At 68.8% G+C, this 12967-nt stretch carries 11 protein-coding genes; 9 read left to right on the top strand and 2 right to left on the bottom strand.

Features of this window, described 5'->3' with window-relative positions:
- Nucleotides 1-95: 95 nt before the first annotated feature.
- Nucleotides 96-749, bottom strand: a complete 654-nt coding sequence (locus tag ACEUEL_RS15610) for a TenA family protein (protein WP_405707253.1) — start codon at nt 747-749, stop codon at nt 96-98.
- 269 nt (nt 750-1018) lie between these two features.
- Here ACEUEL_RS15610 and ACEUEL_RS15605 point away from each other — a divergent pair, with 269 nt between their 5' ends.
- The 9 genes from ACEUEL_RS15605 (at nt 1019) to ACEUEL_RS15565 (ending at nt 12551) form a co-directional block, all read left to right on the top strand.
- The gene (locus ACEUEL_RS15605; protein ID WP_405707251.1) at nt 1019-2413 is read left to right on the top strand and encodes a nucleobase:cation symporter-2 family protein; all 1395 of its coding nucleotides are present in this window, start codon (nt 1019-1021) and stop codon (nt 2411-2413) included.
- A gap of 151 nt (nt 2414-2564) precedes the next feature.
- Nucleotides 2565-3455, top strand: a complete 891-nt coding sequence (uraD, locus tag ACEUEL_RS15600; protein ID WP_405707249.1) for a 2-oxo-4-hydroxy-4-carboxy-5-ureidoimidazoline decarboxylase — start codon at nt 2565-2567, stop codon at nt 3453-3455.
- Nucleotides 3456-3530: 75 nt separating this feature from the next.
- The gene (locus ACEUEL_RS15595) at nt 3531-4580 is read left to right on the top strand and encodes a dipeptidase (protein WP_405707247.1); all 1050 of its coding nucleotides are present in this window, start codon (nt 3531-3533) and stop codon (nt 4578-4580) included.
- A gap of 106 nt (nt 4581-4686) precedes the next feature.
- On the top strand, nt 4687-6327 hold the full coding sequence (locus tag ACEUEL_RS15590) for an ABC transporter substrate-binding protein (RefSeq protein ID WP_405707245.1): 1641 nt from the start codon (nt 4687-4689) through the stop codon (nt 6325-6327).
- A 568-nt stretch (nt 6328-6895) separates the two neighbouring features.
- Nucleotides 6896-7873 (top strand): ABC transporter permease, encoded by a 978-nt coding sequence (locus ACEUEL_RS15585; RefSeq protein WP_405707596.1) that lies wholly within the window; start codon nt 6896-6898, stop codon nt 7871-7873.
- Complete coding sequence (locus ACEUEL_RS15580; protein ID WP_405707244.1) at nt 7870-8790, top strand: ABC transporter permease; 921 nt, start codon at nt 7870-7872, stop codon at nt 8788-8790. The genes ACEUEL_RS15585 and ACEUEL_RS15580 overlap by 4 nt, the downstream gene beginning before the upstream one ends.
- Nucleotides 8787-9533, top strand: coding sequence for an ABC transporter ATP-binding protein (locus ACEUEL_RS15575; RefSeq protein ID WP_405707242.1), 747 nt, complete (start codon nt 8787-8789; stop codon nt 9531-9533). The genes ACEUEL_RS15580 and ACEUEL_RS15575 overlap by 4 nt, the downstream gene beginning before the upstream one ends.
- A 131-nt stretch (nt 9534-9664) precedes the next feature.
- Nucleotides 9665-11887 carry a mechanosensitive ion channel family protein gene (locus tag ACEUEL_RS15570; protein WP_405707240.1) on the top strand — a complete coding sequence of 741 codons (2223 nt, stop codon included), beginning with the start codon at nt 9665-9667 and terminating at the stop codon, nt 11885-11887.
- 142 nt (nt 11888-12029) lie between these two features.
- On the top strand, nt 12030-12551 hold the full coding sequence (locus ACEUEL_RS15565; RefSeq protein WP_405707238.1) for a hypothetical protein: 522 nt from the start codon (nt 12030-12032) through the stop codon (nt 12549-12551).
- Here ACEUEL_RS15565 and ACEUEL_RS15560 read toward each other — a convergent pair.
- A complete protein-coding gene (locus ACEUEL_RS15560) occupies nt 12515-12814 on the bottom strand; it encodes a hypothetical protein (protein WP_405707236.1) in 300 nt (99 codons plus the stop codon). The two genes, ACEUEL_RS15565 and ACEUEL_RS15560, sit on opposite strands and share 37 nt — an antisense overlap.
- Between the last annotated feature and the right edge of the window lie 153 nt (nt 12815-12967).

Here is a 12967-nt window from a genome sequence, read left to right as displayed (position 1 = left end):
CGCGGCGCCGCCCGTCATAGACGATTGTCCGGCAAAGTTGAAGCGCGGCGCCGGTATTGCCCGGCCAGCCGCCTGAAATCAGACGGGTTTTGCCGTCACGGGGCATAGACATGGTCGAAGAAGGCGCGCTCCAGCGCCACCGCCCGGCCGAACAGCGCCCGCACCTGCCGCTCGCGCTCCGGGGCAAGCGTCGCGCCGACCCGGTCGAGTTCGCTGCGCAGCCAGGCCACGAAGGCGCGGAACACGTCGTTGTTGTGCAGCGTGATCCATTCGGCGTGGATGAAGTCGGCCGGCAGCGTGGTGCCCGGACGGTCGGCCCAGTCGAGATAGAGCCCCTCGGCGACGCTCAGCACGGCGAGGCAGGCGGCGTAGTCGCGGCTATCGGCGGCTTCGCCCATCAGCGCCTGGAAATCGCGCGTCACCGGTGCGAGCGCGGGCGCCTCGCGCTCGCCCGCCGGCACGCCGAGCGCGTCGAAGGCGCGCTGGAAATAGGTGTTCTCCTCGCCGGTGATCATCGCCGTGAACTGGGCGAGGCGCACGCGCGAGGTGAAGAGATCCGCCGAGGCGATGGCCGAGCCGAGCAGCGCCACGAAGCGGTCGATGAACTGGTAGTCCTGCACGAGATAGGCGCGCATCCGTTCCGGCGCCACCGTGCCCGCGAAGAGTTCGTCGACGAAGCGGTGGCCGATGGCGGCCGACCAGTCGGCGGCGAAGGCGGTGCGCAGGCGTTCGGAATAGCGGTCGCTCATCGGGAGGCTGTCCTCGATCGGGGCCGGATGGCCGGGGCAGGGGCGCGCATGGAAGGGGCTCGCGCCGGGGCTGGCAAGGCCGATGCGCGCATGCGGCGGCTGCGGGGCGCGCAGGGCGGGGGTGCATGGCCCCTCGTCGCGGCGGCCTCGTGGCGGCGAATCCCCTACGTCCTCGCCCGTGCCGCCTGCCCGCGTCCGGCGACATCTGCCCTCTGGCGCGCTCCTTGCTACCTGCCATGCTACCTTTCCCGCCCACCACGGAGCGACAGATGGCGTCAGCGGTCCACCCGGTCGATGAACGGCTTCCTCTCGCGCGGCTGCTGCCGCTGGCGGTCCAGCATGTGCTGGTGATGTATGCCGGCGCGGTGGCCGTGCCCCTCATCGTCGGCCGGGCGCTGAAGCTGTCGGGCGAGGACGTGGCCTTCCTGATCAGCGCCGATCTCTTCGCCTGCGGCATCGCCACGCTGATCCAGTGTGTCGGCTTCCGCGGGGTCGGCATCCGGCTACCGGTGATGATGGGCGTCACCTTCGCCTCGGTCGGGCCGATGCTGGCCATGGCGGGGGATCCCTCCATCGGCCTACTCGGCATCTACGGCTCGGTGATCGTCGCCGGCCTGTTCGGCATCGCCGTCGCGCCGTTCATCAGCCGGCTGCTGCCGCTGTTCCCGCCGGTGGTCACCGGCACCATCATCCTCGTCATCGGCATCTCGCTGATGCGGGTGGGTATCAACTGGGCGGGCGGCGGGCTGCCGACCGTGACGAAGGAACTGGACGGCGTGAAGGGCGCCTTCCCCAATCCCGCCTATGGCCAGCTGCAGGGGCTCGGCATCGCCCTGTTCGTGCTGCTCGTCATCCTCGCGCTGATCCGCTGGGGCAAGGGCTTCGTTGCCAATGTCGCGGTGCTGCTCGGCATCGTCGCCGGCTCGGTGCTGGCCTCGCTGCTCGGGGTGATGCATTTCGAGAAGGTGGCGGATGCGCACTGGGTCGGTCTCATCCTGCCCTTCCATTTCGGCGTGCCGACCTTCCACCTCGTGCCCGCGCTGACGATGTGCATCGTGATGGTGGTGGTGATGATCGAATCGACCGGCATGTTCCTCGCCCTCGGCGACATGACGGACCGGAAGATCGATCGCGCCGCGCTGACCGCCGGGCTGCGCGCCGATGGCGTCGGCACGCTGATCGGCGGCGTGTTCAACACCTTCCCCTACACCTCCTTCTCGCAGAATGTCGGGCTGGTCGGGGTCACCGGGGTGCGCTCGCGCTTCGTCACGGCCGCCGGCGGGGTGATCATGCTGGTGCTCGGCCTGCTGCCCAAGATGGCGGCGATCGTCGAGGCGGTGCCGCAGGTCGTGCTCGGCGGCGCCGGCATCGTGATGTTCGGCATGGTGGCGGCGACGGGCGCGCGCATCCTCGCCCAGGTCGATTTCCGCACCAACGCCTTCAACCTCTATGTCGTCGCGCTCTCGGTCGGCTTCGGCATGATCCCGCTGGTGGCGCCGACCTTCTTCGCGAACCTGCCGCACCAGCTCCACCCGCTGCTGGAATCGGGCATCCTGCTCGCCGCCATCGTCGCGGTGGCGCTGAACGCCTTCTTCAACGGCGTGAAGGGGGTCGACCTCGCCGAACACGCCGCCTCTGCGGCAGCGGCGGGCGAGCACGTGTGATCCGGGTATCCCACCTCGCCGCGCGGGCAGTGCCCCACGCCGGCGCATTTGTCCGCCCGCCCCGTGGCGGCGGGGCCGCCTCCACGTGTAGCTTCGCGCCTACCCTCGCCGGCGGCCGGGCCTTGCGCCGGCCGCGCCCCGGAGACGCCGCATGCCGACCGAACGCCTGAGCCTCGACACCCTCAACGCCGCCACGCCTGCCGCCTTCGTCGCCGCGCTGGGGGACATCTTCGAGCATGCGCCCTGGGTGGCGGAAGCGGCGGCGGCGGCACGGCCCTTCGCCGGCGTCGCCGATCTTCACGCGGCGATGATGGCGGCGGTGGCGGCGAGCGCGCCGGAGACGCAGGTCGCCTTCCTGAAGGGCCACCCGGATCTCGCCGGCAAGGCGGCGCGGGCGGGGGCGATGGCGCCGGCCTCGGTCTCCGAACAGGCCGGGCTCGGCCTCGACCGGCTGTCTGACGCGGAATATGACGAATTCCAGCGGCTGAATGCGGCCTACCGGGCGAAGTTCGGCATTCCCTACATCGTCTGTGTGCGGCGGCAGACCCGCGATGCGGTGCTCGACGGCTATCGCCGCCGGCTCGCCCATGACGAGGCGCAGGAGATCGCCGCCGCGCTCGACGAGATCGGCCACATCACCCGGCTGCGCCTCGCCGACCGGGTCGAGGGGCCGGGCATGCCGGTGGTGGCCGGGCATCTGTCGACGCATGTGCTCGATTCCTATCACGGCGTGCCGGCGGAAGGGGTGGCGCTGGCGCTGTACGAGGTCGGCCGCAGCGGCCGGGCGAAGCTGGTCGAGGCGGTCACCAACGCCAATGGCCGTACCGACGCGCCACTGCTCGGCGGGGCGCCGCTGCGGGCGGGGCGCTACGAACTGGTGTTCGGGCTCGACGCCTATTTCCGCGGCAAGGGCGTCGCGCTGCCCGACATCCCCTTCCTCGGTGCGGTGACCATCGCTTTCGGCATCGACGCGCCGGAGGGGCGCTACCACGTGCCGCTGGTCGCGACGCCGTGGAGCTACTCCACCTATCGCGGCAGCTGAGGCGGCGCGCCGCCATCTTGCCGCCGCACCGGCGGGCGAAGCGCGGGGCGTGGATCACGAGGGGATCGCGGGCCGATGGAGCCGGTGTTCGACGGACATAACGACGTGCTGCTCAGGCTGTGGACGCAGGCGCGGGCGGGGCAGGACCCGGTCGCCGCGTTCCTGGACGGCACCGGCGAGGGCCATATCGACCTCCCCCGCGCGCAGGCGGGCGGGCTCGCCGGCGGGCTGTGCGCCATCTACGTCCCCTCGGGCGAGCTGATCCTCACCGAGCCCGACGCCAACGGGCATTACGTCACCCCGCTCGCCGATCCGCTGGAGCGGGCGCCCTCGCTCGACATCGCGCTGGAGATGGCGGCGATCGCGCTGCGCATCGCCCGCGCCGGCGGCTGGGAGATCTGCCGCATCGGCGCCGAGATCGACGCCGCGCTGGCGGCGGGGCGCTTCGCGGCGGTGCTGCATCTGGAGGGCTGCGAGCCGATCGGCCCGGACCTCGCCGCGCTCGAGGTGCTGTACGCCGCCGGGCTGCGCTCGCTCGGGCCGGTGTGGAGCCGCCACAACATCTTCGGCCATGGCGTGCCGTTCGCCTATCCGATGAGCCCGGACACCGGGCCGGGGCTGACCGATGCCGGCCGCGAGCTGATCCGCACCTGCAACCGGCTCGGCATCCTGATCGACCTCGCCCACATCACCGAGCAGGGGTTCTGGGACGTGGCGGCGATCACCGATCAGCCGCTGGTCGCCAGCCATTCCAACGTCCACGCCATCACGCCGGTCGCGCGCAACCTCACCGACCGCCAGCTCGACGCCATCGCCGAGAGCGGCGGACTGGTCGGGCTCAACTTCGCCGTCACCATGCTGCGCCCGGACGGCGCGCGCGAGGGGGCGACCCCGCTCGCCGACATGGTGCGCCACATCGACCACCTGGTCGGGCGGCTCGGCATCGAGGGCGTCGCGCTCGGCTCGGATTTCGACGGTGCACTGATCCCCGACGCGATCGGCGATGCGGGCGGGCTGCAACATCTCGTTGCGGCGCTGCGGGCGGCCGGCTACGCTCCCGCTGACGTAGCGAAAATCTGCCGGACCAACTGGCTGCGGGTGCTGCGCGGCGCCTGGCACGAATAGGGCTCTTCCCGATCGGGCGCCGCCGCCGGATCGACCGGGGGCCTCCGTGACCGGGCGCGGCAGGCGCGCAGCCAGGGTCGTGCGGCACTCACCCGAGGGCGCCCCCATGCCGACCGTGTCGCTTGCCACCCTGTTCTCCCCCATCGCCTTCCGCCCCACCCGCCGGCTTCTCGGCGGGGCGGCGCTGGCGCTCATGCTCGCGGGCACGGCGCCGGCGGCGCTCGCCGCCACCCCGAAGGACACGCTGGTCCTCGCCTGGGCGATCGACGACATCATCACGCTGGATCCCGGCGAGGCCTTCGAGATCAGCGCCGGCGAGATCATGGGCAACAGCTATGACCGGCTGGTGCGCTTCGATCCGGCCGACCCCTCGAAGCTCTATGGCGACCTCGCCGAGAGCTGGACCGTCTCGCCCGACGGCAAGACCTTCACCTTCAAGCTGAAGCCCGGCCTCGTCTTCGCCTCCGGCAACCCGATCACCGCCGAGGATGTCGCCTTTTCGATCCAGCGGGCGGTCAAGCTCGACAAGTCGCCGGCCTTCATCCTCAACCAGTTCGGCCTGACCAAGGACAACGTCGCGCAGAAGGCGAAGGCGATGCCCGACGGCACCTTCGTGTTCGAGACCGACCAGCCCTATGCGCCCACCTTCGTGCTGAACTGCCTCACCGCCAACATCGCGGCGGTGATCGACAAGAAGCTGGTGCTGGAGCACGAGAAGGACGGCGATCTCGGCTATGCCTGGCTGAAGACCAATTATGCCGGCTCCGGCCCGCTCAAGATCCGTGACTGGCGGGCCAACGAGATTCTCGTTCTCGAGAAGAACGACAAGTACCACGGCGACAAGACCAAGCTCGCCCGCGTCATCTACCGCCACGTCAAGGAAAGCGCGACGCAGCGGCTGCTGCTGGAGAGCGGCGACATCGACATCGCCCGCAACCTCGAGCCGGGCGACCTCGAGGCGGTGGCGAAGAACGACAAGCTGGTCACCACCGCGACCCCCAAGGGCACGGTCTATTATTTCAGCCTGAACCAGAAAAACCCGAACCTCGCCAAGCCCGAGGTGCGCGAGGCGTTCAAATATCTGGTCGATTACGACGGCATCGGCGCCACCCTGATCAAGGGCATCGGCGAAATCCACCAGAACTTCCTGCCCAAGGGCATCCTCGGCGCCTCCGACGCGAAGCCCTACACGCTCGATGTCGCCAAGGCCAAGGACCTGCTGGCCAAGGCGGGGCTCAAGGACGGCTTCAGCGTGACCTTCGACGTGCGCAACACCCAGCCGGTGACCGGCATCGCCGAATCGGTCCAGCGCAGCGCGGCGCAGGCGGGCATCAAGATCGAGATCATCCCCGGCGACGGCAAGCAGACGCTGACCAAGTACCGCGCCCGCAACCACGACCTCTATATCGGCCAGTGGGGCGTCGATTACTGGGATCCCAATTCCAACGCCGACACCTTCACCCGCAATGTCGACAATTCCGACAACACCCCGGCCAAGACGCTGGCCTGGCGCAATTCGTGGGATATCCCGGATCTCACCGCCAAGACCAAGGCGGCGGTGCTGGAATCGGATGCCGGAAAGCGCGTCGCCATCTATGAGGACCTGCAGAAGACCTTCCGCGAGACCAGCCCCTTCGTGATGGTGTTCCAGATGACGGAAGCCGCCGGGGTCAACAAGAGCGTGCAGAACTTCAAGCTGGGGCCGTCGTCCGACACCACCTATGTCTATCGGGTGACCAAGAACTGACGGCCGCGCGCGTGCGGTTCCCCCGAGGCGCGACACGCACCGAGCCGGCCGCCCGTCGGCGGCAGGCGGATGCGCATGTGCCGTTTCCCCGAGCCACGGAAGGCGGCGGGTGGGTATTCCGCCGGCGTCGTCCTGAGGTGCGAGCGCCGCGAGCCTCGACGGAGGCTTCGGCGCAACTCGCGGCGGACGGGGGCGGACAGGCGTTGTTTTCCGAAGCCGGTTTGGCTGCCCGGCCATCGCGCTCCCGTGCGTGTCTCAAAGCCCCGATGCGCGGGGCACCTCGGCATGACGGGGGCCTGTGGATGAGAGGGCAGGGGCGTGCGATCGGGCGGCTTCGCCGCCGCGCCGCCGGCCGGCATCCTTCGGCCCGGCGCCTGCCGCCGCCTGTTCTCGGCGGCCAAAAGAGGCGGGAGGTCCGTGGCGCGATGATCGTCGCACGGCCCTCCCGGCCCCGCCCTCGAAAGGGATCGGAGCGGTGAGCCTCGCCGATCCCGCTCTGCCGGCCGCCCGCCGGCGCCCGCCGCCGCCCGGCATCGAGTCGCGGCTCCTCGCCGGGCTGCGCTTCCTGATGGTCATGGCCGTGACCTTCCTCGGCCTGCTGGCGGTCACCTTCTTCATCGGACGCGTCATCCCGGTCGACCCGGTGCTGGCGATCGTCGGCGACCGGGCGCCGACCAGCGTAGTCGAGCGCACGCGCGAGGAAATGGGGCTGAACAGGCCGCTGCCGGAGCAGTTCGTCATCTATGTCCGCAAGGCGCTGTCAGGCGATTTCGGCACCTCGGTGCTGACGACGCGGCCGGTGATGGACGACATCGCCCGGGTCTTTCCCGCCACCATCGAACTCGCCACGCTCGGCACGCTGATCGGCGTGGTGTTCGGCGTGCCGCTCGGGGTGATGGCGGCGGTGCGGCGGGGCAGCCTGCTCGACCAGCTGGTGCGGGTGGTGGGGCTGCTCGGCTACTCCATGCCGATCTTCTGGCTCGGCATGCTGGCGCTGCTGGTATTCTACGCCCGGCTCGGCTGGACGGCGGGGCCGGGGCGGATCGACGTCGTCCACGAATACAGCTTCAGCCCGGCGAGCGGCTTCTATCTCGTCGAGGCGCTGCGGCAGGGGGAATGGGCGGTGCTGCGGGATCTCTTCGCCCACATCATCCTGCCGGCCAGCCTGCTCGGCTATTTCTCGCTGGCCTATATCAGCCGGATGACGCGCAGCTTCATGCTGGCCGAGCTCGGGCAGGAATACATCGTCGCCGCCCGCGCCAAGGGGTTGTCGGAGACGCGCATCGTCTGGGGCCATGCGCTCCGCAACGCCGCGGTGCCGCTGGTGACGGTGATCGCGCTCTCCTATGCCGGGCTGCTGGAGGGCTCGGTGCTGACCGAGACGGTATTCGCCTGGCCGGGGCTGGGGCTGTACATCACCAATTCGCTGCAGAACGCCGACATGAACGCCGTGCTCGGCGGCACCATCGTGATCGGGGCGGTGTTCGTCGGCATCAACCTCGTCTCCGACCTCCTCTACCGCTCGCTCGACCCGAGGACGCGATGAGCGGGGCGGGCGGGGTGTCGTGGCGGGAGTGGCTGGCCAGCGACCGGCCGGCCTCGCGGCTGCAGGCGCGGTGCGGCCGGGCCTATGCGACGTGGCGGCGCTTCCGGGCCAACCGGCTCGCACTGATCGGTCTGATCATCCTCCTGACACTCCTGATCGTTGCACTGACTGCACCGTGGATCGCGCCCTATTCGCCCACCGCCGGCGACCTGCGCACCACCCGCCTGCTGCCGCCCGACGCGGCGCACTGGCTCGGGACCGACGACCAGGGGCGGGACATCCTCTCGCGGCTGATCTGGGGCTCGCGGATCACGCTGATGGTGGTGGCTCTGGTCGCGGTGATCGCCGCCCCCCTCGGTCTGCTGGTCGGGACGGTGGCGGGTTATGCGGGTGGGTGGATCGATGGTCTGCTCATGCGGATCACCGACATATTCCTCGCCTTTCCCAAGCTGATACTGGCGCTTGCCTTCGTTGCGGCGCTGGGTCCGGGGATCGAGAACGCGATCATCGCGATCGCGATCACCTCCTGGCCGCCCTATGCGCGCATCGCACGGGCCGAAACTCTGACCGTGCGGAACTCGGACTACATCGCCGCCGTGCGGCTCATGGGCGCCTCACCGCTGCGCATCGTCCTGCGTCACATCATGCCGATGTGCCTCGCCTCCCTCATCGTCCGCGTCACCCTCGATATGGCCGGGATCATCCTGACTGCGGCGGGCCTCGGCTTCCTCGGTCTCGGTGCGCAACCCCCGCTTCCCGAATGGGGGGCCATGATCGCCTCGGGGCGCCGCTTCATTCTGGATCAATGGTGGGTCGCGGCCGCGCCCGGCGCTGCGATCCTCATCGTCAGCCTGGGCTTCAACCTGCTCGGCGACGGGTTGCGCGATGCGCTCGATCCCCGCGAGGCCGAGCCGTGAACCCGTTGATCGAACTCGACAGCGTCAGCGTGGCCTATGCCGGCTTCACGGCACTCGACCGGTTCGGTCTCGCGATGCCGGCCGGTGCGGCTCTTGGCATCGTTGGCGAATCGGGTTCCGGCAAGTCTACCGTCCTGCGGGCCATTGCGGGCCTCGCCCCGGTGGTGGCGGGCAGCATACGTCTCGATGGGCAGCCGCTCGCCCGGCGCCGGGATATGGCGTTCCACCGCCGGGTCCAGATGGTCTTTCAGGATCCCTACGGCTCGCTGCACCCACGCCAGACGGTCGACCGGCTGCTGCTGGAACCGCTTGCCATCCACGCGCTCGATGACGTCGACCGCCGCATCGCCCGTGTGCTTGACGAGGTGGGATTGGGAAGCGGCTTCCGCTTCCGCTATCCCCACCAGCTCTCCGGCGGCCAGCGCCAGCGCGTCGCCATCGCCCGCGCTCTGATCCTCGAACCCACGCTGCTCCTGCTCGACGAGCCGACATCGGCGCTCGACGCTTCCGTCCAGGCCGAGATCCTCAACCTCCTGGAACAGATCCGAGCCGATCGGGCCTTGAGCTTCCTGCTCGTCAGCCATGACCTGTCCGTTGTCCATCACATGTGCGAACGCCTCATCGTGATGAAGGATGGCGAGGTGGTGGAGCGGCTCTCCGCGCCGGATCTGGCGGCAGGGCGAGCGGCGCATCCCTATACACAGACGCTGATTTCCGCGAGCACGGGCTTCCGTAGGGACTGAGCGGGCCGGCACAGGTGATCACCCCGATACTAATCCCGTTGGTGCGATCTTAACATCGTCGTGATACGGCCAGCAGGCGTGCAGGGACCGGACGGCGGGTCGTCCGGTGTTCGCCCCCGACCGGTGCTCCGATGAAACTTCTCCGTGCTGCGCTTTCCGCCCTGCTGCTGGTGATGCTGCCCTTCGCGGCCATGGCGCAGACCCCTCCCGCGCCGCTGACCCAGCAGCAGTTCGACCAGTTGGTCGACTCGCTCAGCAAGGCCGTGGCCGAACGGCTCCACAATACGGCGCCGGCCCCATCGGCCCCCGCCGAACCGGCTAAGCCGGCGGCGACCGCTGGAACCGACGCGCCGATGATGGCGATGAGCCATGAGGAACCGGTCAGCGAGGTGTTCATCGGCCTCCTCGAGCGCGGTGATGATATCCTGCTGGCATCGCCGGGCTATATCAGCCAGCTGGCCCGCGTTCCCTCGCTTCTGACGGCGGATCGCAACGGCGGGCGTACCCCGGGCTTGTTCATTCTGCAGCTCATCGTTGCCGTCATCGTGACCCTGGCGACCGAGCTCGGCATACGTGCGGTCTGCCGGCCGCTGCGTCACCGGCTTGCGGGGCAGGTGATCGGCGCGCCCGGGCTGTGGGCGCTGTTCGCCCTGCTGGCGCTCGATGCCGTCGGCCTCGTCGCGCTCTGGCTGGTCGTCCACAGCTTCGTCATCACCTGGTTTCCGCAGGGCAGCCCCCAGTCGCAACTGGGATATCTGGCGCTCACCACGCTGTTCTATTGGCGGCTCTATGCGACCGTGTTCCGCGTCATCCTGCGCCCTTCCCTGAGCCAGGCGCGACTTGCCGACATCGGCGACGATGACGCCCGGCAGATTTACCGCTGGGTCAGTGCGGCCATTCTGCTGGCGATCGTCCTGGCGGATATCCGCCGCATCCTCGACGGGATGCGTTCGACGGAGGAGGTGATCGCCTTCACGCTCCTGCTGAACTCGACGGTGATGACCACCCTTTTCATCGTCACGGCAGTGCGCCTGCGGGCTCCGGTGGCCCGCTGGATCCGGGGCGAGTCGCGGCAGGGAAGGCCGGGTCCGGTGCTTCGGGCGCTTGCTCATTCCTGGTTGGGCCTTGCCATCCCGGTTCTGCTGATGATCGGGTTGACCCGCATCCATGGCGCGCTGACCGGCCGTACCGGCGCCGTCGAGGCGCTCGTCGCAACGGTCAACGTGGTGGTCGGCCTGCTGCTGCTCGAGACGCTCATGGACAAGACCTGCCGGCTGCTCGAGGGCGAGTTGCAACAGGTCGGATCCAAGGCGCGCGAGCGGGCGATCGAGGCCGTCATGCGTTGCGTCCGCGTGGCTCTGTTCATCGGCGCGGGCGCTCTGCTGGTTCGGATCTGGGCGGTCGATGGCGTCGGGATGATGGAGATGAGCCGCTACAACGCGGTCGCGGCGGCGGCGCTGCCGGCCGGCGCCATCCTGTTCGGCGCCTATTGCGCGTGGCAGGCGGTGGAATATTTCACCGGATTGTACCGGACCCCCGCGGCCGGCGTGCCGGGCCTGCAGGATCCCGATGACGCGGCTGCGACCACGGTTTCGCGTGTTGCCACGCTGATGCCGTTGCTGCGCGTGGCGTTGATCATCGCCATCGTGGTCATGGCGGGGCTGACCGTGCTGTCCCAACTCGGCATCAACATCACGCCGCTGATCGCGGGCGCCTCGATCATCGGCCTCGCCATTTCCTTCGGCAGCCAGACGCTGGTGAAGGACATCGTTTCCGGCGTCTTCTACCTGGTCGACGACGCGTTCCGGGTCGGGGAATATATCGACTGCGGCAAGGCCAAGGGCACGGTGGAAGGTTTCACGCTGCGCTCGCTGAAGCTGCGGCACCAGAACGGCATGGTGCACACCATTCCGTTCGGCCAGCTCGGCCAGATCACGAATTTCAGCCGCGACTGGTCGACCCTGAAGTTCAACCTGCGCTTCACCCGCGATACCGATCTCGAAAAGCTGCGCAAGGCGGTCAAGAAGATCGGCCAGGAAATGCTGGAAGATCCGGAGATGAAGGACGAGTTCCTGACACCGCTGAAGATGCAAGGCGTTGCCGATATCGCCGACAGCGCACTCATCGTCCGCTTCAAATTCACGGTGAAGCCGAGCAAGCCGACCTTCATCCAGCGCGAGGCGATCAAGCGGATGATCCGGACCCTGCCGCAGCAGGGAATCGAGTTCGCCAATGCCACGGTGGCGGTACAGGCGCTGGGTGGCGGCGACACCACGGCCGCTGCCGCCGCGGCACGGGCCAAGGCGGTGTCCGACCAGGCGATCGCGGCGGCTCAGGAGGCGGCATCCGCCTGAAGAGCCACGTGCGGGCGGCGTATTCATTTCGTGCGGGCACGGTGAAAATGGGCGCGACACGCGGGCGGAAACGGGGAAGGATGTGATTGCCGATGCGCGGTCGACGCGGTGTCGTCGCGGCCGGCGCCGGAATCTGCGCACCATGGACCTGACCACGCTGACGGCCGTGCATACCGCGCTCAGCCTCGTCGCGATCATCGCCGGCATTCCGGCGATGGCCGGACTTTTCCGTGGGCGGATCGCGCCCGTGTGGACGCCCCTGTTTCTCGGGACAGCCATCGCCACCAGCGTCACCGGCTATTTCTTCCCCTTCAACGGCATATTGCCTTCGCACGTGGTGGGGGCGGTGGCGCTGCTGGTGCTGGCTGTGACGCTTTATGCCGCTTATGGCGGGCGCCACGCCGGTGTCTGGCGCTGGATCTACGCCATCGGGATCGTGGTGAGCCAGTACCTGCTGGTTTTCGTGCTGGTGGCGCAGGCCTTCCTGAAGGTGCCGGCTCTGCACGCCCTGGCGCCGACGCAGGCCGAGCCGCCGTTCGCCGTGGCGCAACTCATCACCCTCGCCGTTTTCATCCTGCTCGGGGTACGAGCCGCGCGGCGGTTCGGTGCGTCGGACGCGCCGGACGCCTATCCGCGCAGTGCCTCTGCCGGTGGCAGCCGATAGGCAAGAAGGGCGGGGATGGCCGCCATTACAGCCGCCGCCGCGAAGAGAGCCGCGAGGACGCCGGGATCGGCGACACTGTATTCGACCGGCATGCGGAAGCCGCCACGTTCTCCCAGGACATGGGCGATCGCAACCGCGGCGCCGTATCCGAGAGCGAGGCCGGAGCGCACGCCCGCCGCCACAAGCGTCATGAGTTCGCACCAGACGATCGGTTTCCGTCTCCAATAAATCATGCGAGAGATTCGATAGATCGAACCAGTCACCTCGATCCGTGCAAGTTCTTTTCCGGCTGCGGGATAGCGGTGAGCGGCTCCTGTGCTGCTTCCCTCAGGCACGCCTTGTCAGGCTTCATTCTCTGCTCCTAGTTTGGCGTAACAGAACAAGAGCGAGGGAGACGGCTTGGTGGAAACGACTGG

Source organism: Ancylobacter terrae (assembly GCF_045108345.1).
Classification (GTDB): Bacteria; Pseudomonadota; Alphaproteobacteria; order Rhizobiales; family Xanthobacteraceae; genus Ancylobacter.
The sequence above is the reverse complement of the archived record's forward strand: the minus strand, read 5'-3'. Positions and strand labels throughout refer to the sequence as shown.

Bases quoted from the DNA above. Each gene is read 5' to 3' on its own strand.
- ACEUEL_RS15605 (WP_405707251.1), top strand. From the start codon at position 1,019: ATGGCGTCAGCGGTCCACCCGGTCGATGAACGGCTTCCTCTCGCGCGG.
- ACEUEL_RS15565 (WP_405707238.1), top strand. From the start codon at position 12,030: ATGGACCTGACCACGCTGACGGCCGTGCATACCGCGCTCAGCCTCGTC.
- ACEUEL_RS15580 (WP_405707244.1), top strand. From the start codon at position 7,870: ATGAGCGGGGCGGGCGGGGTGTCGTGGCGGGAGTGGCTGGCCAGCGAC.
- ACEUEL_RS15590 (WP_405707245.1), top strand. From the start codon at position 4,687: ATGCCGACCGTGTCGCTTGCCACCCTGTTCTCCCCCATCGCCTTCCGC.
- ACEUEL_RS15570 (WP_405707240.1), top strand. From the start codon at position 9,665: ATGAAACTTCTCCGTGCTGCGCTTTCCGCCCTGCTGCTGGTGATGCTG.
- ACEUEL_RS15610 (WP_405707253.1), bottom strand. From the start codon at position 749: ATGAGCGACCGCTATTCCGAACGCCTGCGCACCGCCTTCGCCGCCGAC.
- uraD (WP_405707249.1), top strand. From the start codon at position 2,565: ATGCCGACCGAACGCCTGAGCCTCGACACCCTCAACGCCGCCACGCCT.
- ACEUEL_RS15595 (WP_405707247.1), top strand. From the start codon at position 3,531: ATGGAGCCGGTGTTCGACGGACATAACGACGTGCTGCTCAGGCTGTGG.
- ACEUEL_RS15585 (WP_405707596.1), top strand. From the start codon at position 6,896: ATGGTCATGGCCGTGACCTTCCTCGGCCTGCTGGCGGTCACCTTCTTC.